Genomic DNA, 22,669 nt, shown 5'->3' with positions numbered 1-22,669 from the left:
ACCCCAGCGGCGTGATTTCAGGCCGCGTGCTTGCTGCGCATACTGGCGCACACACAACGACCGGGCAATCTTTCCGGTGTGCAGAACAAGGACTCCCCATGAAAGTCGAACTCGCCCAACTGGCGGGCCGTGACAACGACACGGCTTACAACCTCGGACGCGCCCTGGCGGCGATCAATGCCTGCGCCGCCGACACGCGACTGATCATGTTCCCGGAAAGCCACCTGATGGGCTTCCCGTCCGCCGAGTCCGTGGCCGAGGTCGCCGAGCCGCTGGACGGTCCGACCGTCAGCGCGATTGTCGTCGCCGCCCGTGAACGCAAGATCGCCGTGGTCATCGGCACCAGCGAGAACGACAACGGCCGCTTCTACAACACGACGTTGCTGATCACCCCCGAGGGTATCGCGCTCAAATACCGCAAGACGCACCTGTGGGCGTCGGATCGTGGTGTGTATGAAGCCGGTGATCGCTACGCCACCTGTCTGTGGAACGGGGTGCGCGTCGGCCTGCTGATCTGCTACGACATCGAGTTCCCGGAAACCGCCCGCGCCCTCGCGCAACTGGGTGCCGAGTTGCTGTTGGTGACCAACGGCAACATGGACCCCTACGGTCCGACGCACCGCACCGCGATCATGGCCCGCGCCCAGGAAAACCAGGCGTTTGCGCTGATGGTCAACCGCGTGCAAGAGGGGGATGGCGGGTTGTTGTTCGCCGGTGGCAGTGCGCTGGTCGATCCTCTGGGCACGCTGTTGTTCGAGGCCGGGCGTGACGAGGGGCAGTTTGCGGTGGAACTGGACCGGAAACGGTTGACGGCGGCGCGTCAGGATTATCGATACCTGGAAGATCGGCGGCTGAAGTTGCCGGGGGAGTTGGTTGAGCATGCGAGCGGACTTCGGGAGTTGCTGATTCCCGTGCGCTGACTGATCGTTCCCACGCTCTGCGTGGGAATGCAGCCAGGGACGCTCCGCGTCCCAAATCAAAAGCCGAACGCAGAGCGTCCGTTGATGCATTCCTACGCGGAGCGTGGGAACGATCAAACTCGGCTCCTACACAATCGGTGGCGGACATGTGATCCTTGCCACTTTTGAGTCAAAGGCCTTTGTTCATGTCGACGTTTACAGCCCAACCCACCGGACTTATCCACATCGCCGCCGCTTTGTTGATCGGCCCAGACGGCCGTACCCTGCTGGTGCGCAAGCGCGGCACCCAGGCGTTCATGCAGCCGGGGGGAAAGATCGAAGCCTTTGAAAAACCGGTCCATGCTTTGGTCCGGGAGCTGGAAGAAGAGTTGGGGCTGGTCATCGATTCGGCGCATGCCACTTTCCTCGGCCAGTTCTCGGCGCCGGCCGCCAATGAGCCGGGTCATGTGGTGAAAGCCGAGATTTTTCTGCTGGGCATTGATTCAGACGTCACCCCCGCGGCCGAGATCGAAGAGGTGCTCTGGATCGATCCGCGCACCGACGGTGGTGTCGTTCTGGCGCCATTGACACGGGACCTGATCCTGCCGTTTTATCGGGCTTCGCTGACCGCGACCGCCTGATCATTCACGCAAAGGACTTCGCCCATGATCCCGCTTCAGGACCTGCTGATTTTCGCCGCTGCTGCATTGTTGATGGTGCTGACGCCGGGGCCGAACATGATCTACCTGATCTCCCGTTCGATCTGCCAGGGGCGCAAGGCCGGGGTGACATCGTTGCTCGGCGTGGTCGCGGGGTTCTTCGTGCATCTATTCGCCGCGGCGGCCGGTTTGAGCGCTGTGTTCCTGGCGGTGCCGATGGCCTATGAAGTGTTGAAGTGGGCCGGTGCACTGTACCTGTTGTGGTTGGCCTGGCAGGCGGTCAAGCCGGGTGCGCGATCGCCATTCGAAGCCCAGCAGTTGCCACCGGACTCGTCGCGCAAGCTGATCACCATGGGTTTTCTCACCAGCGCCCTGAACCCGAAGATTGCGGTGTTTTACCTGTCGGTGTTTCCGCAATTCATCACACCCGAGCACGGTTCGGTGTTCACGCAAAGTATCGTGCTGGGCCTGACCCAGATCAGCGTCAGTTTCTGCGTGAACCTGATGATCGCCCTGTTCGCGGCGGGCATCGCGTCATGGTTTGTCAGCAATCCGACCTGGCTGGCGATGCAGCGTTATTTCATGGGCTTCGTGTTGTCGGCACTGGCGCTGCGCCTGATGCTTGAGCAAAAACGGATGGCCTGAACATGTGGATTCAGCGACTGGATGCCAGCCATGCGCTGGACTATCGGGCGATGACGCTGGAAGCCTGTGAGCGGCACCCCCAGGCGTTCACCTCCAGCGTGCGCGAGCGCTCGGCAATGCCTTTGAGCTGGTGGGAGTCGCGCCTGACCGGCAAGCTCGATGTGGTGTTCGGGGGGTTCGACGACGGCCGGCTGGCGGGCATCGCTGGGCTGGCCTTCGAGCCCCGGGAAAAGGCCCGGCACAAGGCGACGCTGTTCGGCATGTACGTATCTGCCGACGTGCGCCAGCGCGGGCTTGGCTATCAATTGGTGCAAGCGGTGCTGGCGGAGGCGCAGACCCACCCGCATCTGCGGCTGGTCAAATTGACCGTCACCGCCGGTAACGATGCGGCATTCAACCTTTATCGGCGCTGCGGCTTCATCCAGTTCGGCCGGGAGCCGATGGCGGTGCGGGTGGGGGAGCAATACTTCGACAAGATCCACATGTGGCGCGAAATCTAAAGATCACTGGGTTACTTGTGGGAGCGGGCTTGCCCGCGATGGCGGCGGTAGATTCAACATTGATGTATCAGTTATACCGCTATCGCGGGCGAGCCCGCTCCCACAGGGGATGTGTTCTCCTAACGAACGGCGCTGACCCCATCCAACGTCGAAAACGACGTGTCCTTGGCTGTCAGCAAAAAGTCCCGCATGTACGGCGCATCGAGCATGTCGGCCCGAATGGCCGCGTACAGCGTCGCGAACAGACCTTTCTCGCCCAGGCGCTTGGCTTTCACGTAACCCCGTGAGCTGTATTCATGCAACGCCCAATGGGGCATGCCACACACACCGCGTCCACTGGCCACCAGTTGCATCATCATCACCGTCAGTTCCGAGGTGCGGACCTGGGCCGGTTCGACGTCGGCCGGCTCCAGGAACCGCGTGAAGATATCCAGCCGGTCGCGTTCCACCGGGTAGGTGATCAAGGTCTCGGTGAGCAAGTCCTGCGGGACGATGTAGGCCTTGCTGGCCAGGCGGTGCTGGTTTGCCACCGCGAGCATCGCTTCATAGGTAAACAGCGGCACGTAGGTGATCCCTACCAGGTCCACCGGGTCGGACGTCACCACCAGGTCCAGGTCGCCACGGGCCAGGGCGGGCAGTGGGGCGAAGGAGAAGCCCGAAGCCAGGTCCAGCTCGACTTCCGGCCAGGCGTCGCGGAACTGGTCGATGGTCGGCATCAGCCACTGGAAGCAACTGTGGCACTCGATGGCCATGTGCAGGCGCCCGGCGGTGCCACCGGCCAGCCGCGCGATGTCGCGCTCGGCGGCGCGCAGCAGGGGCAAGGTGGCATCGGCCAGTTGCAGCAGGCGCAAGCCGGCGCTGGTGAAACGCACCGGCTTGGTCTTGCGCACGAACAACGGCATGCCCATGCGTTCCTCAAGCTCCTTGAACTGATGGGACAGCGCCGACTGGGTCAGGTGCAGGCGGTCGGCCGCGTCCACCAGGCTATCGGCTTCGCGCAAGGCGTGCAGGGTCTTCAGGTGACGGATTTCAAGCACCGGTGGGCTCCATGAGGAAAACTTGTGATCAACACGAAAAGGTTGAGTTTGTCTCATGATGGGTCGGATGTCGACAATAGCGCCATCTTTTACCCAGGAGCAATTCGACATGGCCGTAGCCCACACCCTTGGTTTTCCCCGCATCGGTGCCGACCGCGAACTGAAAAAAGCCCTCGAATCCTACTGGAAAGGCGATCTCGACCAGCAGGCGCTGAAAAGCGTCGGTCGCCAATTGCGCGCCACCCACTGGCAATTGCAGAAAGACGCCGGCATCGACCTGCTGCCGGTCGGCGACTTCGCCTGGTACGACCAGGTACTGACCCATTCCCTGGCCTTTGGCGTGATACCCGAGCGTTTCGACAGCACCCGGGACGAACGTGGCCTGCCGACCCTCGACACGCTGTTCGGCATGGCCCGTGGCGCCACGGCTAGCTGCTGCGATGTTGAACATGGCCAGGCGCAATACGCCCAGGAACTGACCAAGTGGTTCGACACCAATTACCACTACCTGGTCCCGGAATTCACGGCTGATCAACAGTTCAAGCTGAGCTGGGAACAGCTGTTCGATGAAGTCGACGAAGCCCAGGCCCTGGGGCACACCGTCAAGCCGGTGATCATCGGCCCGCTGACCTACCTGTGGCTGGGCAAAATCAAAGGCGCAGACTTCGACAAACTCGGCCTGTTGGAGCGCCTGCTGCCGGTCTATAACGAAATCCTCGTGCGCCTCGCTGATCAAGGGGTGGAATGGGTACAGATCGATGAACCGATCCTGACCCTCGATTTGCCGCAGGAATGGAAAAACGCCTTTGAGCGCGCCTACCACATCCTGCAGTACTCGCCACTGAAAAAGCTCCTGGCCACCTACTTCAGCGGCCTGCAGGACAACCTCGGCCTGGCCGTCGGCCTGCCGGTGCAAGGCTTGCACATCGATGCGGTGCGTGCGCCGGATCAACTGCTGCACGTGCTCGATCGCCTGCCAACCTACAAGATCCTCTCGGTGGGACTGGTCAACGGCCGCAACGTCTGGCGCTGTGAGCTGGAACCGGTGCTGGCGCAACTGCAATTTGCCCAGGAGCGTTTTGGCGACAACCTGTGGGTCAGCAGCTCCTGCTCGCTGCTGCACAGCCCGGTGGACCTGGAGCGCGAAGACAAGCTCGATCCGGAGCTGAAAAGCTGGCTGGCGTTTGCGGTGCAAAAGTGTGGCGAAATCGCCGTGCTGCGCGATGCCCTGAACGACCCGCAAGCGCCCAAGGTGCAAGCCGCGCTGGCCGAAAGCCGTGCCATTGCCGCCAGTCGCGCCGAATCGCCGCGTATCCATAAAACCGAGGTGCAAGCGCGCATCGATGCCATTGGCGCAGCCGACAGCCAGCGTCATTCGCCGTTCGCCAAACGCATCGGGCAGCAACGTGCGCGCTTGAAGTTGCCCGCGTTCCCGACCACCACCATCGGCTCGTTTCCGCAGACCGGTTCGATTCGTCTGGCGCGCCAGGCCTTCAAGCAAGGCAAGCTGTCGGCCAACGATTACACTGATGCCATGCACCACGAAATCCGCCACGCCGTGCAGATTCAGGAGCGCCTGGGGCTGGACGTGCTGGTGCACGGCGAAGCCGAACGCAACGACATGGTCGAGTACTTCGCCGAGCAGCTCGACGGGTATGCCTTCACCCGCTTCGGCTGGGTGCAGAGCTACGGTTCGCGCTGTGTAAAACCGGCGATCATCTACGGCGACCTGAGCCGTCCCAAAGCCATGACGGTCGACTGGATCCGCTATGCGCAGAGCCAGACCGACAAGGTCATGAAAGGCATGCTCACCGGTCCCGTGACCATGTTGATGTGGTCCTTCCCCCGCGAAGACGTGTCGCGCAAAGTGCAGGCGCAGCAACTGGCTCTGGCCCTGCGTGACGAGGTGCTGGACCTGGAAGCCGCCGGCATCAAGATCGTGCAAATCGACGAAGCGGCGTTCCGCGAAGGCCTGCCGCTGCGTCGGGCGCAATGGCAGGAATACCTGGACTGGGCGGTAGAGGCGTTCCGCTTGAGCGCCAGCGGTGTGCGCGACGAAACCCAGATCCACACCCACATGTGCTACAGCGAGTTCAACGATGTGATCGAGGCCATCGCAAAGATGGATGCCGATGTGATCACCATCGAAACCTCGCGTTCGGACATGGAGTTGCTGCAAGCCTTCGAAGCCTTCGATTACCCGAACGACATCGGCCCGGGCGTCTACGACATCCACTCGCCACGGGTGCCGGACACCGCCGAGATGGTCAAGTTGATCAGCAAAGCCGTGAAACGGATCCCGGCCGAGCGGCTGTGGATCAACCCCGATTGCGGTTTGAAGACCCGGGCGTGGCCGGAAACCGAGGCCGCCCTGGTGAACATGGTTGCCGCGGCACGACAACTGCGCAGCCAACTGGCTTGAGATTGAAAACGGGAGCGGGTCAACCGCTCCTGTCTTGCCTGTCAAAGTTGCTCGAAATGGCGCAATGCCGGTGACCTTTTGCCGATGTCGGCATAGGGAAGGGCGGCATCATCGGCGTGGGTCAGATAGCGGTACTGCGGCAGCTTCAGGTGGGCCTTTTCGAACTCGGCGAAGGCAGGCGCCGCCTTGGTGTAATGAAAATGGGCGTACCACAACACCTTGGGTGGGACCTCGGTCTGGTCCCAGATTTCGTATTCCTGCAGGTAATCGGTTCGTCCGTCAGAACGTTTATTCAGACGTTTGATCGGGCTGGTTTTCCGTATCTCCACGGCGTTTTGGCTGATCAGATCGTCAAGCATTCCATCCGTAGGGTTTTTGCTGCGCAGTGACTGCTGCGTGCGCATCTGCCGTCCGATGGCAATCAGTTCCGTGGCCTTGTTGCGCAGTTGCTCGATGACAGTGCTCTGCGGGGCAACGACTTCGATATCGAGCGCCCGGCGCGTCAGTTCGCTGGCCTCGGTGACCATCATGTGCTCCAGGTCGACCGGGAGCATGTCCTGTGCTGCATAGGCTTGTATCTTCGACTGGTAGGCGGGCTGCGCCTGCAATCGGTCACGCGCGTCTGCAATCATGGCAGTCGGGTCCCTTTGCGCGGGGCGAGCGCTCGGTGCCGGTGAATTGAGCAAGCGAAACTTGCCATTTGCACCCTGTTCCCATATTTCCTCGACGCCACCGCGACCGGTCAGGATGTATTGGTGCTTCTGCGTCGTCGGTTCCCAGCGTTCCACCCCGATCAGTAATTGGTCGTCTTCAGTGGTGAAGACTTTCTTGCTGCGTTGCCCGCCTGGCATGGCTGGGGCTGGCAGGTCGATGGTCTTGCGGGCCCGTTCGGCCATTTTCTCGATACCCTCCAGCAAGGGCGCCACGGCGTCGAGATGAAAGTGCTGGGGATAGCTGGCGGTCCAGGCATTCATGCCACGACGGAATTGCCGGTAGTGCTCAAGGCACTCCTGAAGAATCTGATTGCGCTGGGCTCGGGTGGCGGTCGCATCCGGCAGGCTGTATTGGACGAGCAATGCGCGGTAGACCTCGGTGCGCAGGTTATGGGCTTGGGCCTGCAGATCGAACCAGGAGAGATCCTTTGTCGTGTCGAAGCGTTTGACGCTTTCCAGCAGTTGACCGGTTTTCAGGAAAAGCAGTTTGGTGTCGCTGAGGCGTCCGTTCAACATCGTTACTTCGGGTGCCAGTTGTGCCCTTTCTGCCCTGACCGTAATGCGTTCGTACCATAGGTTGAGGTCGCGCATTGCGGTTTCTATCTGCTCCACTTGGCCGATGAGTTCCTCGCGCAGCTTTCGGATGTCGTGCAAGGTCTGAATGCGTTCGGCGACCGCATCATCCGGTAGTCTGTCCACTACGTCGACTAAAGCGTCGATTCTATCCACGAGCGGCTCAGCACGGTGGTTGGCAAAAAACACCCGGTGCTTTTGCCTGTCGGTGATAATGAGCGCGTCATGACTTTGCAGTTCCATGATTGTGCGCCGTTTGTTGCCATGGGTCAGCGGCGCCAGTTCGGCCAGCGTCTGATACTTCGTGCTGGCCAGTTCGATGTCGCCCATGCAGGCTGCTTCAGTGGCCGGTAGCAGGGCCGGACGGGCTTCGATGGAGCTGTTGTTGTATGTTTCCAGGGCCGCGTTGGTGCGCTGGATCCGGGCATCGAGTTGCGGCGCAAAGTTGTCGGCGGCTTCAGTCAATGCCTGCTGATGGCGAAACACCCGATCGCCCCACCACCGTGGCAATCGTTCGCGAATGGCGACCGGCCAGATCGGGTCGAGGGTGTCCGCCAGATGCCCGAGCACGCCACCACCCCCCAGCCCGCCGCCTTCGAAAGTCGATCCGTAGACACCGAACCAAGTGTCCCAGCGACCTGCTTCATCGAGAGCAATGGGTTGTTTGTAGGTTTTTTTATGGGTGCCGCTCAGTCGCCAGCCACGTGAGTCCGTGCTCGGTTCAACCTGGAAGATGCGGCCCTGGCGGGTGATGAAATCACCATCGGCATGCCGGTAGACATTGCGATAGACACCGTGCTCGACCGGTTGCAACAAGGCGAGGGAGATCGGTTTTTCATATTCGTAACCGGCGAAACGTTCGGCGATGTGCCGTGCCTGGTATTTAGAGGTCGGTGGCAAGGCCATGGCGCCTTTGCCGAGCGTCCGCAGCTGACGAGCACGGGTCAACGCGCGGGCGCCCGTGGCCGATTTACTGCCCACGGCAGCGGGAAGAAGATCCATGGCGGCATCGATCAGGGACAATAGCACCGACTCGATCTCTGTCAGGCCTTCACCCACGTCAGCGCGTAACAGCGCTGCGACGGCCCGATTGGCACTGCTCCAGGCATCGTGCAGGGCAATGCCTGCGCCAACGAAGGGCACAAGACCCATGGCCATTTTTATGTAGTTCAACGCCTTCGGTCCGCTGAGCGCATTGCGCTCCAGGAATAACGCGGCGTTGGAGCGCGATGTGCCGCGATGGGCTTCGATGAGGCGTCCCATCTGGGTATTGAGCAGGTGCGCGGCCAGCGAAGTGACGGCCGGCCAGCGTCCCCCCACACCGATCATGGCGTCGAAGTGTTTGAGTACTGCCTGGTTGATCCGGTTTTCATGAGCCCGCACCTTTCCCTGCAAGGCGCGACCGGCCAGGTAGCTGACCATCTCGCTGCGCAGGCACAGGTTGAACAGGGCCATGCGCGCTTCTTCGAGGCTGTCGTAGCGGCGCAGGGACTGACCATCGGGACTGTCCGGCAGGTACAACAACGTCATGCCGCTGACCTGTTCCTGAATGAACGTCACGCCGGACAAGGTCACCGGGCCTTCGTTGGGAGTATCCGTGCCGCCCGCGCTCAGGTAGGCCGGCAGTAGCTCGATGCGCTTGCCGTCCGCTTGCCAGGCTTGCGGTGTAACTGCATCAATGGCGGTGTTCAGCACTTGCAGGTCGTCGAGGCTGATCTGCCTTTGCAAACGCGCGCACTCACCTTGCAGTTGGAGGGTCAGGCGCCAGGGCTCGATCAGGCATTCCCGGCGATGCTCCCGTACAAACAGCGGTTCGCCTTGATCGCCCATGAAGGTGTCGTAGATGAGCTTTTCGTAGGCCTTGGGCAGATCCAGCTGTGGCAGCGTCTTGCGCAGGTAGGCAGGGGTGATGCCGGATGTCAGGGCCTGGCGTTCGCGGTCGTCCGCCGTTGTGACTTCCACGCGCATGAAGCCAAGGCGCAGGGACAAGGGCTCAAGCTGCATCGACGGCGTGTTGTCGATATTGAGTTGGGCCAGCTCCTGGAGTGACATCTTGCTTCTGGCGGTACTGGGCACTGCCACCAGTTTTTGCGGGGTGCCGGGAGCCGCACCGTCGGAGAGTTGTTTTTGCAGCGTGACGGAGTCGGGCAGGTCCAACTGGATGTCAAAGTCGCCTTTGAGTGAGAAGTCTTCGCGAAGCTGGGCTTGAAGGTGTCGACGGGTGAACACATCGCGGGGCACCAGGGTTGTTTGCAGTTGCTCATGGCTGCGCTGCATGGCCTGGATGTAGGCGCTGGTCAGGCTTTTGAGCCTGGCCCCATCGGGCGCTGCCAAGGTGCCCAGCCAGGTGGGAAGACGGCCAACCATCGAGGCACTCAGGCGTTGTTCCTGTAAGTGCATGAGAGCCAGGCTTCTCGCTGGGTTCACCGGAACCTGCAGCAACGCCTTGGTTTGTCTGCGCAGTTTTTCCAGTTGCTGCGCACGTTGTGACGCCTGGGTGTCGTCAGGATAGCGCTGGCGTATTTGCGCGGCCTGTTCTTCGAAAAGGCTGGTCTGTTGATTGAGGCTGTACAGCAACGGATCAGTCGTGATGGGCTGCAGTTGCAGGATCAGCACGGGATCCTGTCCCTGGATTTTCAACAGCTGCTGTTCCAGGTCTTTGCGGTTGGCGAATCGCTGCAAGCCGCCGCCGATGCCGGGCCAGTAGAGCAGCAGACTGTCGGGCGATTCTGTATCGGACAGCACTTGCGGTCGGGCGATGACCAACACCCCGTTGAGCTCTTGGCGCAAGGGTTCGCCAGTGTCTGTTTTCATGCTCAACGACAGGCTGGCGAATGCAACGTCAGGTTCGTGATCGTTGGCGTCAGGCGGGTCCAGCAAGACCTCGAGCAAATCAAGTTCCGTGCTATCGAGCTGGTTGAGCGTGCGTTGCAGTTCAACCTCGGCCTTCAAGCCGTCCTTGTGTGCCTGGTAAAGGGCGTTGAAAGCACGATTGAACGTTTCCAGGTCCAGCGTACGCGATCGGTAAAGCAGGGTGGAGGCGGCCGAGTCTGCAGCGAGCTCTGCGGTTTCCAGCGCCTTGAGTGTGTCGTCGAGCGCCTTTTGATGGTCACTGTCCAGCGCCTCACCGAGCAGTGTTTCCAGCGCCGCGCGCTGTTTGCCAAGCGAGGCCCGGCGCAACGCCAGTGGAATATCGGCAGCCAGGCTATCGAATAGGGATGATTGATCTTCATCGGTAAAGTCTGCGGTCAGCTCCAGGTCCTCAAGGGTGGGCGCCTGGACAAACACCTCGGCAAGGCGGGCTTGCGGTGCGGGCGAAAACAGCTCCTCAATACCTGTTGTCAACGGCCCGGTCCTGGCCGTGTATTCAAAATTGTAAAGGCTGGGTAACGCTGGCGGAGCGAGCAATTGCGTGGACAACCAATGCTCCATGTCGCGACGTTCTTTGAAGGCCTGGATGGCTACCGGTCGAGAGGGCAAGTACAGCAATTGCGCAACCGGTTGCTGGTTGCCCACGCTGATCACCCAGGCCGCCGGGAGTTTCAGGATGCTGTTGTCACTCAACTTCAGCGCCAGGTGTTCGCAGTGGATCGGCCGATCGTCCAGACGTACTCCCACAGTCCCGGAATCCAGAACCAACCACAGCGGTTTCAATTGTTCGGCGTTCAGGGTTCCCAGGGCGAATGCCACTTGAGCCGTCGCTTCGATATGCCCGCGGTACAACTGCGTGGCCCGATCACGCCGCGACAGCGGTGTGCCGGGGGCGCGGGCATCCCAATAGGCATTGGTGTCTTCGTTTAGTGGCACGCCGGCGAATAGCGCCTGCATACCTTCCTGGCAGGCTTGCCAACGGTTCAAGGCGCTTTGCAGCAGGCTCTGATCGATGTTGTTCGGCAGCGTTGAAAACTCGGGCATGTCGATTAGCGAGGGAGAGGGGAGGGTCGGGAGCAGTCTTTCGGTCATGGTGATGGGGCTCATCCAGGGGGAGCGGCGAGTCCACTCCTGATCAAGCGCCATTTAAAAAAAATTCCCCGGGCCCTTGGCACTACATAGTTATCGCATCGACCACTGAGCGGCATTCATGAAACTGTCATGCAACTGTGGCAGCGCGCTTGAACAAACTTCATCAGACTCGCGCTCTACTGGGGTTCTGCGTTTCGGTGTTTTTCATGTGTGCACGATTTGTATCGACAGCGGCTTTTTTGACCGCGCTGTTTTTGAGTTTTCCCTCTTTTTCGGCGTCTCGCTGTGACGTCAACGTGGCGACCGAACGGGTCGACCTGGATCAGGTAAGCCTGGCGTACCAGAGCATCGGTCGTGCCTCGGACCCGGCGTTGCTGCTGGTGATGGGCCTGGGTGGGCAGTTGATTCACTGGCCTGACGAAGTGGTGGTCGCGCTCTGCCAGCAAGGTTTCCGGGTGATTCGCTATGACAATCGCGATGTCGGCCTGTCGACCTGGCGCCAAATCCCGGTGGAGGCCAATCTGACGTTTGAGGTGTTGCGCTACAAGCTGGGTCTGCCGGTCTCGGCCCCCTACTCATTGACCGATATGGCGGACGACGGGCTGAGCCTGATGGACGCACTGCACATCGAGCAATTCCATGTGCTGGGCGCCAGCATGGGTGGAATGATCGCCCAACACATGGCGGCGATGGCGCCACAACGGGTCGAGAGCCTGACCCTGATCATGAGCACTTCCGGCGCCGAAGGTTTGCCCGCGCCGAGTGCGGCGCTGCTGCAGTTGCTGGCGCGTCGAGGTGCACCCAATCGTGAAGTCGCACTGGAACAGCAGGCGGACCTGCTGGCGGCACTGGGCAGTCCGGCGGTGACTGACGATCGACAGGCACTGCTGCAGCAGGCGGCACTGGCGTATGACCGGGCATTCAATCCCGAGGGGGCCAAGCGCCAGATCCTGGCGATCCTGGCCGAGCCGAGCCGGGTGGCATTGCTCAACCAACTGCGGGTGCCGGCGCTGGTGGTGCATGGCACGGCCGATCCGTTGTTGCCGGTGATGCACGGCGTGCACTTGGCGGCGCACCTGCGTGGCAGCCAGTTGAAGTTGATACCGGGCTTGGCCCATCGTTTCCAGGAAGCGTTCAAGGCGCCGTTGCTGGCGGCCGTATTGCCGTACCTGCGAGCCCATCGAGAGGACACTTCGCATTGGGCGCAGATTGAGCCCGTGGCTGAACACAACCTTCTTTAACGCACGGGCATTCAGGGGATTTTGCTCAGCCGTGCAGGCGAACCCAGACACTGACCAGCGCCGTCGCCGCGATCAACCACGCCACCGCCGCCACGGCCAGCGATGCCTCGAGGCGCATGCGATCGACCATCACATAGAGGGTCGCCAGGTAGATGAAGTACGGAATGATCGACCACATGCCAAACACGATGGTGGTCTTGAGGTCATCCAGTGAACGCCCCTTGCCGACGATGTAGTGGGCGATGAGTGCAAAGGTTGGAAACAGCGGCACCAATCCGGCGATGTAGTAGTTCTTCGTCTTGGCCAGGGCGGCGAGGACCACCACCACCGCCGCGCCCAGGATTGCTTTGAAAATCAGATCCATCAGTGGCTCAGCCCGTACTTTTTCACTTTGTCGAACAGTGTGGTCTTGGCCATGCCCAGTTCCTGGCTGGCCTGGGTCAGGTTGCCGCCGCTGCGTTGCAAGGCATCGCTCAACAGATTGCGCTCGAAAGCCTCCACCGCTTCTGCGAACGCCAAGCCCTGAGTGCTGCCGCCGGCCCCCGGTTTCTTGAACGCGGGCAGGCCGAGAGCAAAGCGCTCGGCGACGTTGCGCAGTTCGCGCACGTTTCCTGGCCAGTCGTGGCTCATCAGGTTGGACAGGGTCTGGTTATCCAGTTCCGGTGCGGTGCGGTCGAAACGCAAGGACGACTGCTGCAAGAAATACTCGAACAATTGCAGGATGTCTTCGCGGCGCTCGCGCAGGGGCGGCAGTTCCAGGGTCACCACGTTGAGGCGGTAATACAGGTCGCTGCGAAATTCACCCGCCTTGCTCGACTCGTCGAGATCGGATTTGGTGGCCGCGATCACCCGGCAGTCCACCGCCACGCTCTGGTTCGAACCGAGGCGTTCGAGGGTGCGTTCCTGCAACACCCGCAGCAGTTTGATCTGCAGGGGCAGGGGCATGCTTTCCACTTCGTCGAGGAACAGCGTGCCGCCATCGGCGTGCTCGATCTTGCCGATCCGCCGTTTGCCTGCACCGGTGAAGGCGTTGGCTTCATGGCCGAAGATCTCGCTTTCGAACAGGTTTTCCGGCAGGCCACCGCAATTGAGCGCCACGAATTGCCGGGTGTGCCGACGACTGAAGTCGTGCAGGCAGCGCGCGACCAGTTCCTTGCCGGTGCCGGTTTCGCCTTCGATCAGCACGTTGGCCGAAGTATCGGCGACATTGGCGATCAGCTCGCGCAGGTTCTGCATGGCCGGCGAGCGGCCGATGATCCGGCCTTCAAGGGAATCGCGCTCGGCCAGTTGCCGGCGCAACGACGAGACTTCCCGTGCCAGGCTGCGCTGCTCCAGGGCACGGCGGGCTACATCCACCAGGCGTTCGGGCGAGAAGGGTTTCTCCATGAAGTCGTAGGCGCCTTTCTGCATGGCGCCGACGGCCATGGAAATGTCGCCGTGGCCGGTGATCAGCACCACCGGCAGGCTGCGATCGCGGGCCTTGAGCCGGTTCAGCAGTTCCAGGCCATCGATGCCCGGCAGGCGAATGTCGCTGATGACGATGCCGGCGAAGTTCTCGCCCACCCGTTCCAGGGCTTCCTCGGCACTGCCGACACCGATGCAGGGAATGTCTTCCAGGGTCAGCGCCTGTTGGCAGCCGAGCAACACATGGGGGTCGTCTTCGACGATCAAAACACTAAGGTCGTTGTTCATATTGGCTCAGCGGAAGTGGGGCTTACCAACGGTAAACTGAGGACGAAAGCGGTACCACCGCTGGCCGGGTGCTCGACACCCAGGTGACCGCCAGTGGCGGCGGCCAGGCTCGCGGAGAGGGTCAGGCCCAAGCCCAGGCCTTGTTCGCCGGGTTTGGTGGTGAAAAACGGTTCGAACAGGTGCTTGCGCGCTTCGACGTCGATGCCGTGACCATTGTCCCGAACACGCAGTCGATACTTGCCATCGTCCGTTTCACCTTCGAGCCACAACTCCGGCTGCGGCTGCGCCTGCATGGCGTCGAGGGCGTTGCCGATGAGGTTGACCAGAATCTGTTCCAGGCGGGTCTGGTCTATCTGCACCTGGACATCCTTGAAGTGGCGGTGCAGTTGCAGATGCGCGGTTTCCACCCGGGTGCCGAGCAATTGCAAGGCCGCCTCCACGGCTTTACCGAGACAGGCCTGGCCCTTGTCGTCACCGCGCCGGGCGAAGGAGCGCAGGCTGGCGGTGATCCGGCCCATGCGGTCGATCAATTCGTTGATGGTCTTGAGGTTGGTGCTGGCCACGTCCAGCTGACCGCGCTCGAGAAAGCGCACGGTGTTGCCGGACAGGGTGCGCAGCGCCGCCAACGGCTGGTTCAATTCGTGAGCGATGCTGGTGGACATCTGGCCAATCGCCGCGAGTTTTCCGGCCTGCACCAGTTCATCCTGGGCACGGCGCAGCGTCTCTTCGGCGTGCCGGCGTTCGCGGATCTGCCCCTTGAGGCGCTCGTTGCTGGCGCGCAGGTCGGTGGTGCGTTCGGTAATCCGACGCTCCAATTGGTTGTTGGCTTCCTGCAAGGCTTCGCGGGCGGCGAGGCGGGTGGCGATCACTTTGCGCCGCTCGTTCCAGGCGATCAGCAGGAACGCCACGAGGGCAAAGGCCACGGCGACCAGGATCCCCTGGTTGATCGCTTCGCGGCGCAGATCCTGCAGTGGCGTGAGCAGGGTGAAGTTCCACGGGGTATCGCTCAAGGGGCGGGTTTGCGACAGGTAGCTGATGTTTTCGTCATCGGAAACCAGTTCGCTATTGGCGGGGAAGGTGAGTTTTTCCACGCCCTCGGACAGGGTTTCCCGAGCCAGCGGTTGCAGTTCGTTCAGCGGGAACCAGTAGTACTGGAGACTGCGGGCGAGTTTTTCCTTGGTTTCGTCGCTCAGCGGTACTACCGATTTCAGGCGTCGAGCGGGGTCACTGGAAAGGATGATGATGCCGTTCTCGTCGCTGACGAAGGCTTCCAGGCGCGCGCGCTGCCAGCGTTCCTCCATGGCTTCGAGGCGCACCTTGACCACCGCGACGCCGATGATCTTGCCGTGTTCTTCCAGGCCGTGGGCCAGGTAGTAACCGGGTTCGCCGTTGGTGCTGCCAATGCCGTAGAAACGTCCGGGTTGGCCGCGCACGGCATTCTGGAAATAGGCACGGAAGGACAGGTCTTCACCCAGGTAACTGTCGACATCGCGCCAGTTACTGGTGGCCATGACACGGCCGGTGGTGTCCATCACGTAGATGGCCCGGCTGCGGCTACGCCGGTTCAGGCCTTCGAGGTAATCATTGACGGTCTGCCGGTGCTCCGGCGTCGGGTCGGCCAGCAGTGTCGAAACACTGGTTTCGAGTTCCAGCAGGCTGGGCAGATAGGTGTACTTGCTGATCTCGCTTTCGACGGCACGAGCGTGCAGTTCCAGCTGACGCTGGCCATTTTCGCCGAGGCTGCGGATCCCATAGTGCTCACTGGTCCAGAAGCCGATGTAACCCAGTCCGATCATCAGCGCGATGATCAGCGGCGGCAGGAACAGATGGCGAATCAGGCGAGGTTTCACGGCGAGTGATGGCGACGTGGCGCGATAGAGAGTGGGGTCGCATTTCATCACAGATGCCTTGGGTCAACCAGCGTCCGCCTGCCTCCTGTAGGAGCGAGCATGCTCGCGATGGTCGTCAACGATGACGCGTTCATCCTGGATGAACGCGGTGTCTTTGAAATCATCGCGAGCATGCTCGCTCCTACAGAGGGGCGGCCGTGTTGCTGTTAGTGCTGCAGAATCTTGTTGAGGAAGTGCTGCGTACGCTCGGCGCGGTGGCTGATGTCGCCGAAGAACTCCTCTTTCTTGCAGTCTTCGATGATCTTGCCCGCATCCATGAAGATCACCCGATCGGCCACTTTACGGGCGAAGCCCATTTCGTGGGTCACGCACATCATGGTCATGCCTTCGTGGGCCAGTTGCACCATCACGTCCAGCACTTCGTTGACCATTTCCGGGTCCAGCGCCGAGGTTGGTTCGTCGAACAGCATGACGATCGGGTCCATCGCCAGTGCACGGGCAATCGCCACACGCTGCTGCTGGCCACCGGACAATTGGCCCGGGTGCTTGTGGGCGTGGGCCGAGAGGCCGACACGTTCCAGCAATTGCAGGCCTTTCTTGGTGGCCTCTTCCTTGCTGCGGCCCAGCACCTTGATCTGCGCGATGGTCAGGTTTTCGGTGATGGTCAGGTGCGGAAACAGTTCGAAATGCTGGAACACCATGCCCACCCGCGAACGCAGTTTCGGCAGATTGGTCTTCGGGTCGGCGATGGACGTACCGTCGACCACGATGTCGCCTTTCTGGAACGGTTCGAGGGCGTTGACGCATTTGATCAGGGTCGATTTGCCGGAACCGGACGGCCCGCACACCACGATCACTTCGCCTTTTTTGACCTCGGTGCTGCAATCAGTCAGCACCTGGAAGTCCCCATACCACTTGTTGATGTTTTTGATAGAGATCATACGGCGAACCTTTTTTGCAGACGCTTGACCAGCTGCGAGGCGGCAAAGCTGATGATGAAGTACACGAGACCTGCGAAGATCAGGAACTCATTGGAGCGACCGATGATGTCGCCACTGGCGCGCGAAGCGTTGAGGAAGTCCACCAGGCCGACGGCGTAGACCAGCGAGGTGTCCTGGAACAGGATGATGCTCTGCTGCAGCAACAGCGGCGTCATCTTGCGGAACGCTTGCGGCAGGATGATCAGGCGCATCATCTGGCCATAGTTCATGCCCAGTGCTTGCGCGGCACCCATTTGGCCCTTGGGAATCGACTGCACGCCGGCGCGGACGATTTCACAGAAGTACGCCGCTTCGAACATCATGAAGGCCACGATGCACGAGGTGAACGCGCCGATCGGGGTGTCTTCGCCAGTGATCCAGCGCAGCACGAACGGCACCGCCAGGTAGAACCAGGTGATCACCAGCAGCAGCGGGATCGAGCGGAAATAGTTGACGTAAGCGCCGGCCAGGTTCGACAGCAGTTTGTTGTGCGACAGGCGGCACAGCGCCAGGATGGTGCCGAGGATTATCCCGCCGATCACGCCCATGGCCATCAGCTTGAGGGTCATGATCATGCCGTTCCACAGGCCCGGCAGGGACGGGATGATGCCCGAGAAGTCGAATTCCATCATTTACCCCCTACGGAAATCAGGCCCGGTACGGCGACTTTCTTCTCGACCATGCGCATCAGCAGCATCAGGCTCATGTTCAGGGTGAAGTAGATCAGCGTGGCCAGGGTGAACGCTTCGAACAGGTTGGCGGAGAACTCAGCGGTCTGTTTGGTCTGCGCGAGCAGCTCCATCAGGCCGATCAGCGAAGCCACGGACGAGTTCTTGAAGACGTTGAGGAATTCCGAGGTGAGCGGCGGAATGATGATCCGGTAGGCCTGGGGCAGCAGCACGTTCCAGTAGATCTGCGGCAGCTTGAAGCCCATGGCGCGGGCTGCGGACTCCTGACCTTTTGGCAGCGCCTGGATACCGGTGCGCACCTGTTCGCAAACACGCGCGGCGGTGAACAGGCCCAGGCACACGACGACGCTGAGGAAGGCCGAGGTGGTGGGGTTCAGGTCCTGCTTGTACCACTCCTGCAAATCCGGCGGCAGCAGGTCGGGCACCAGGAAGTACCAGATGAACAGCTGGACCAGCAGCGGTACGTTACGGAAGAGTTCGACGTAGCAGGTGGCGATGCCCGATACGATGCGGTTCGGCACAGTGCGCATGACGCCCAGGATCGAACCCAGTATCAGCGCGATGATCCAGGCTACGACGGCGATACCAATGGTCCAGCCCAATCCGGAGATGAACCAGTCGAGATAGGTCTCGCTGCCAACGCCAGTGGACTTGAAGAACACGCCCCAGTCCCAGTTGTAATTCATTAGGGTCTCCCCTCAGATCGATCGATGTACAAGTACCCGCTTGGGGGAAGCTCCGTTCCCGCCTGACCATGACGATCAGGCACACGCGATCGGCTCGACAGCCACCGGTCCGAGTGTTTCCAAAAATGCCAGCAGGGAGTGACAACCTCCCGAGAGGGCATGGGCCCTCTCAGGAGATAAGGTTAGTCAGAAATCAGGATTTCTTGTCGTCAGCCGCTTTATCGGTCGGATTGGCGATCAGGGCCTTGAGCTCGTCGCTCATCGGGAAATTCAGGTTCAGGTTTTTTGGCGGGATTGGCTGCATGAACCATTTTTCGTAGATCTTGTTGATCTCGCCCGATGCGTAGGTGGCCTTGATGGCGTCATCCACGGCCTTTTTGAACGGCTCGTCGCCTTTGCGCACCATGCAGCCGTAGATTTCGTAGGACTGTGGGGTACCGGTCACGGCCCAGTCACTGGCTTTCTTGGCCTTGGCCGCTTCACCGGCCAGCAGGGCGTCGTCCATCATGAACGCAACGGCGCGGCCGGTTTCCAGCATCTGGAAGGATTCGCCGTGGTCTTTGGCGGAGATCACGTTCATGCCCATCTGCTTGTCGGCGTTCATCGCCTTGAGGATGCGCTCGGAGGTGGTGCCGGCGGTGGTCACGACGTTCTTGCCGGCCAGGTCCGGGAAATCCTTGTACTTGGAGTCTGCCTTGGACAGCAGGCGCGTACCGATTTCGAAGATGCCAACGGAGAAGTCAACTTGCTGCTGACGCTCGACGTTGTTGGTGGTGGAGCCGCACTCCAGGTCCACGGTGCCGTTCTGCACCAGCGGGATACGGGTTTGCGAGGTGACGAGGTTGTACTTGACCTGCAGGTTCGGCAGGTCCAGGTCTTTTTTCAGGGCTTCGACGACTTTCAACTGGATGTCGTGGGAGTAGCCGACCGGCTTGCCGGAAGCGTCCGCGATGTAGGAGAAAGGAATGGAAGCGTCACGATGCCCGAGGGTGATGACACCGGACTCTTTGATCTTCTTCAGGGTGCCGGTGAGTTCGGCGGCGAACACTGGCGTGCTGATCAGAGCGGCAGCAATGGCTGCGCCCAGGATATGGGGAACGATGCGCATCAAATTTTCCTCGACATTGTTTTTTTTATGGAGCCAGTTCATCGGCCCTTTTGTGCTTCGAATGCCCTGACGGCTCCTGAAGTGTCGTGCAACAGGCATTCGTCCAAGAGTGTAGAGCATGACTCGTGCCAGGCCAGGCTTAACGACTTAATGCATTGATTTATAAGGATATTAAATATTTATTGAGGTTTTTTTTGGTAGAAGAAATCCGGTTTACCGAATCGACCGCCAAGTCGCGTTCGGAAAACCGAATGCATCGGATGCGTGTGATGCGTGTGATGCGTGTGATTCGTGCGATGCGTAGGAGCCAGGCTTGCCGGCGAAGGCGATCTCTCGGACGCCTTCGCCGACAAGCCTGGCTCCTACAGTCGGAGGGGGGAGATCAGGCCGCTTCGATCTTGCTGCGGTTCTGCTCGACCTTGCTCAAGTAGTCGGCGAGCCGTTGCTGTTGCTCGGGGGTGGTGAACAAGCCGAGTTTGCTGCGACGCCACAAAATGTCGTGGGCACTGGTGGCCCACTCTTCGCTGCACAGGTAATCGACCTCACGGGTGTAGAGGCCGCCGCCGATGTGTTCGCCCATGTCGTTGAGGTTCTGTACGCCTTCGAGCATGCGCCAGGTGCGACTGCCGTAGGTGGTGGCCCAGCGGCGCGAGATTTCGCTGGGGATCCAGTCGAACTTGTCGCGGATCAGCGAGCTCAGCGCCTGCGGTGTGCTCATGTCTTCGCCGCCCGGCAGGGTGGCGTTGGCGGTCCAGCTTGGCTTGATATGCGGGAAGTGCGACGCCAGTTGCGCCAGTGCCGATTCGGCCAGCTTGCGGTAGGTGGTCAGCTTGCCGCCGAACACCGACAGCAGGGGCGCTTCCTCGCCGCAGCCCGACAACGCCAGTGTGTAGTCGCGGGTGACGGCCGACGGGTTGTCGGACTCGTCGTTGCACAGCGGGCGTACGCCGGAATAGCTGTGCAGGATATCGTTACGGCCGATCTGTTTTTTGAAGTGGGCGTTGACCACTTGCAGCAGGTAATCGGTTTCGGCCTCGGTGATCGCCACTTTTGCCGGATCGCCTGTGTACTCGCGGTCGGTGGTGCCGATCAGGGTGAATTGATTGAGGTACGGAATGGTGAACACAATGCGCTGGTCTTCATTTTGCAGGATGTGCGCATGATCGCCTTCGTACAGCTTGGGTACGATCAGGTGGCTGCCCTGGATCAGGCGGATACCGTAGGGCGACTCCATCTTCAGGTCGTCACGAATGAACTTGGCGACCCAGGGGCCGGCCGCGTTCACCAGCGCCTTGGCGCGGATCGAAAACAGGCTGCCATCGGCGCGCTCCAGGTGCAGGTGCCACAGGCCTTTGGCGCGACGCGCGCTGACGCAGCGGGTCTGGGTGTGGACGTGGGCGCCTTTTTCCCGGGCCGCCATGGCGTTCAATACCACCAGGCGCGCATCGTCGACCCAGCAGTCGGAATATTCGAAACCCTTGGTGATTTCGCTTTTCAGCGCGCTGTCGGGGCCGAACTTGAGGCTTTTGGAACCGGCCAGTTTTTCCCGTTTGCCCAGGTTGTCATAAAGGAACAGGCCAGCGCGGATCATCCAGGCCGGACGCAGGTGTGGGCGATGCGGTAACACGAAGCGCATGGGCTTGACGATGTGCGGGGCCTTGGCCAGCAGCACTTCGCGCTCGGCCAGGGCTTCGCGCACCAGACGGAATTCGTAATGTTCGAGATAGCGCAGGCCGCCGTGGATCAGCTTGCTGCTGGCCGATGAGGTGTGGCTGGCCAGGTCATCCTTTTCGCAAAGGAACACCGAGAGGCCGCGACCGGCGGCATCTGCCGCGATCCCTGCGCCATTGATGCCGCCACCGATGACGGCGATATCGTAGACCTCGGCGAGAGGTGGCGTAGGTGAAGTAGAAGTGGGCATCGGCTAAGGCCTCGGAATTCTTTGATTTTCTGTATTTGAATTCGAACATTAATGTTCACTTGCGAAAATCTTAGCCCATAAAGACGCGCACAGCCAGTCGACTTCGATTGAAAAAACTCATCGAAGGGCGGTTAAAGGAAAATATTCGAACATTTAGAGGCGCGGTACGGCGGCGCAGGTGTGTTGCACTGACGACCACCATCGCGAGCAGGCTCACTCCCACAAGGATTGCACGCAACCTGTAGGAGCGAGCCTGCTCGCGATGGCGTCGGTATGAACGACGTAGATAGGAAGGTTAAACGACTTCCAAACGAATCTTGTGCTGATTCAGCAGCTGCGTCAGCGCCGGCACCGGCTGCTGGTCGGTGACCAGGCAATCGATCAGGCTGATCGGTCCCAGGCGGATCATGGCGTTGCGTCCGAACTTGCTGGAGTCGGCGGCAAGAATCACCTTGCGTGCGTTGGCAATGATCGCCTGGGATACCCGCACTTCCTGATAATCGAAATCCAGCAGGCTGCCGTCTTCATCGATGCCGCTAATGCCGACCAGGGCAAAGTCGACCTTGAACTGGTTGATGAAATCGACGCTGGCCTGGCCGACCACGCCACCGTCACGCCGCACATTGCCTCCGGTCAGCAGGACGTCGAAGTCGTCCTTGGCGCTGAGCATCGAGGCCACATGCAGGTTGTTGGTGATGATCTTCAGGTGATTGTGGTTGAGCAGGGCGCGGGCAATGGACTCGGTGGTCGTACCGATATTGATGAACAGCGAGGCGTGGTCGGGGATCTGCGCGGCAATGGCTTCGCCGATGCGCTGTTTCTCATCGCGCATCTGATCGGCGCGCATGGCGTAGGCGGTGTTTTCAACACTGGAATCGTAAGCCGCGCCACCGTGGTAGCGGCGCAACAGATTGGCTTCCGCCAGTTGATTGATATCGCGGCGGATGGTCTGCGGGGTAACAACGAACAGCGTGGCCATTTCCTCGATGCTGACATAACCGCGTTCGCGGACCAGTTCGAGGATTTGCTGCTGACGGGGAGGCAGATTCATGGGGCGTCCTTTGGGCTGCCGTGCAAAATTTGCCCATGAT

The 22,669-nt window shown here is 60.7% G+C and carries 17 protein-coding genes; 6 read left to right on the top strand and 11 right to left on the bottom strand.

The genetic code is table 11. From position 1 onward, the window contains the following. Positions 1–98: 98 nt before the first annotated feature. The 4 genes from OH720_RS26305 to OH720_RS26290 all read left to right on the top strand — a co-directional run bounded on the left by OH720_RS26305 (position 99) and on the right by OH720_RS26290 (position 2,703). Positions 99–920 (top strand): carbon-nitrogen hydrolase family protein, encoded by an 822-nt coding sequence (locus tag OH720_RS26305; RefSeq protein ID WP_272603451.1) that lies wholly within the window; start codon positions 99–101, stop codon positions 918–920. A 185-nt stretch (positions 921–1,105) separates the two neighbouring features. Further along, the gene (locus OH720_RS26300; RefSeq protein WP_272603450.1) at positions 1,106–1,540 is read left to right on the top strand and encodes an NUDIX hydrolase; all 435 of its coding nucleotides are present in this window, start codon (positions 1,106–1,108) and stop codon (positions 1,538–1,540) included. 24 nt (positions 1,541–1,564) lie between these two features. Further along, entirely contained in the window at positions 1,565–2,203 is a 639-nt protein-coding gene (locus OH720_RS26295; protein ID WP_272603449.1) for a LysE family translocator, read from the top strand. Between the two features lie 2 nt (positions 2,204–2,205). Beyond that, positions 2,206–2,703, top strand: a complete 498-nt coding sequence (locus OH720_RS26290; protein WP_272603448.1) for a GNAT family N-acetyltransferase — start codon at positions 2,206–2,208, stop codon at positions 2,701–2,703. A 119-nt stretch (positions 2,704–2,822) separates the two neighbouring features. Here OH720_RS26290 and metR read toward each other — a convergent pair whose 3' ends face one another. Continuing rightward, positions 2,823–3,740, bottom strand: a complete 918-nt coding sequence (gene metR / locus OH720_RS26285) for a transcriptional regulator MetR (RefSeq protein ID WP_180205265.1) — start codon at positions 3,738–3,740, stop codon at positions 2,823–2,825. A 109-nt stretch (positions 3,741–3,849) separates the two neighbouring features. Between metR and metE the strand changes: the two genes are divergently transcribed. Next, on the top strand, positions 3,850–6,162 hold the full coding sequence (metE, locus tag OH720_RS26280) for a 5-methyltetrahydropteroyltriglutamate--homocysteine S-methyltransferase (RefSeq protein ID WP_272603447.1): 2,313 nt from the start codon (positions 3,850–3,852) through the stop codon (positions 6,160–6,162). A 41-nt stretch (positions 6,163–6,203) separates the two neighbouring features. Here metE and OH720_RS26275 read toward each other — a convergent pair whose 3' ends face one another. Next, positions 6,204–11,411: a dermonecrotic toxin domain-containing protein gene (locus tag OH720_RS26275; protein WP_272603446.1), complete on the bottom strand. Its 5,208-nt coding sequence runs from the start codon at positions 11,409–11,411 to the stop codon at positions 6,204–6,206. A gap of 206 nt (positions 11,412–11,617) precedes the next feature. Between OH720_RS26275 and OH720_RS26270 the strand changes: the two genes are divergently transcribed. Continuing rightward, positions 11,618–12,652: an alpha/beta fold hydrolase gene (locus OH720_RS26270; protein ID WP_272603445.1), complete on the top strand. Its 1,035-nt coding sequence runs from the start codon at positions 11,618–11,620 to the stop codon at positions 12,650–12,652. 25 nt (positions 12,653–12,677) lie between these two features. Here the strand turns inward: OH720_RS26270 and OH720_RS26265 are convergent, their stop codons facing one another. The 9 genes from OH720_RS26265 to OH720_RS26225 all read right to left on the bottom strand — a co-directional run bounded on the left by OH720_RS26265 (position 12,678) and on the right by OH720_RS26225 (position 22,629). After that, entirely contained in the window at positions 12,678–13,007 is a 330-nt protein-coding gene (locus tag OH720_RS26265) for a GlpM family protein (protein WP_272606524.1), read from the bottom strand. 8 nt (positions 13,008–13,015) lie between these two features. Further along, positions 13,016–14,296: a sigma-54-dependent transcriptional regulator gene (locus OH720_RS26260; RefSeq protein WP_272606523.1), complete on the bottom strand. Its 1,281-nt coding sequence runs from the start codon at positions 14,294–14,296 to the stop codon at positions 13,016–13,018. 44 nt (positions 14,297–14,340) lie between these two features. Continuing rightward, the gene (locus OH720_RS26255; protein ID WP_272603444.1) at positions 14,341–16,242 is read right to left on the bottom strand and encodes a sensor histidine kinase; all 1,902 of its coding nucleotides are present in this window, start codon (positions 16,240–16,242) and stop codon (positions 14,341–14,343) included. Between the two features lie 158 nt (positions 16,243–16,400). Further along, a complete protein-coding gene (locus OH720_RS26250) occupies positions 16,401–17,135 on the bottom strand; it encodes an amino acid ABC transporter ATP-binding protein (protein ID WP_008056645.1) in 735 nt (244 codons plus the stop codon). Then, positions 17,132–17,803, bottom strand: coding sequence for an amino acid ABC transporter permease (locus OH720_RS26245; RefSeq protein ID WP_272606522.1), 672 nt, complete (start codon positions 17,801–17,803; stop codon positions 17,132–17,134). Before OH720_RS26245 ends, OH720_RS26250 begins: the two co-directional genes overlap by 4 nt. After that, positions 17,803–18,549, bottom strand: coding sequence for an amino acid ABC transporter permease (locus OH720_RS26240; RefSeq protein WP_272603443.1), 747 nt, complete (start codon positions 18,547–18,549; stop codon positions 17,803–17,805). Before OH720_RS26240 ends, OH720_RS26245 begins: the two co-directional genes overlap by 1 nt. 193 nt (positions 18,550–18,742) lie before the next feature. Beyond that, positions 18,743–19,657: a glutamate/aspartate ABC transporter substrate-binding protein gene (locus tag OH720_RS26235; protein WP_008056636.1), complete on the bottom strand. Its 915-nt coding sequence runs from the start codon at positions 19,655–19,657 to the stop codon at positions 18,743–18,745. A 382-nt stretch (positions 19,658–20,039) separates the two neighbouring features. Beyond that, positions 20,040–21,578, bottom strand: a complete 1,539-nt coding sequence (gene glpD, locus OH720_RS26230) for a glycerol-3-phosphate dehydrogenase (protein WP_272603442.1) — start codon at positions 21,576–21,578, stop codon at positions 20,040–20,042. Between the two features lie 295 nt (positions 21,579–21,873). Continuing rightward, positions 21,874–22,629, bottom strand: a complete 756-nt coding sequence (locus OH720_RS26225; protein WP_008056633.1) for a DeoR/GlpR family transcriptional regulator — start codon at positions 22,627–22,629, stop codon at positions 21,874–21,876. Positions 22,630–22,669: the final 40 nt, after the last annotated feature.

It is taken from the genome of Pseudomonas sp. WJP1 (assembly GCF_028471945.1).
Taxonomy (GTDB): Bacteria; Pseudomonadota; Gammaproteobacteria; order Pseudomonadales; family Pseudomonadaceae; genus Aquipseudomonas.
Note: the sequence above shows the minus strand (reverse complement) of the source record. Positions and strands in the feature narration are given on the sequence as shown.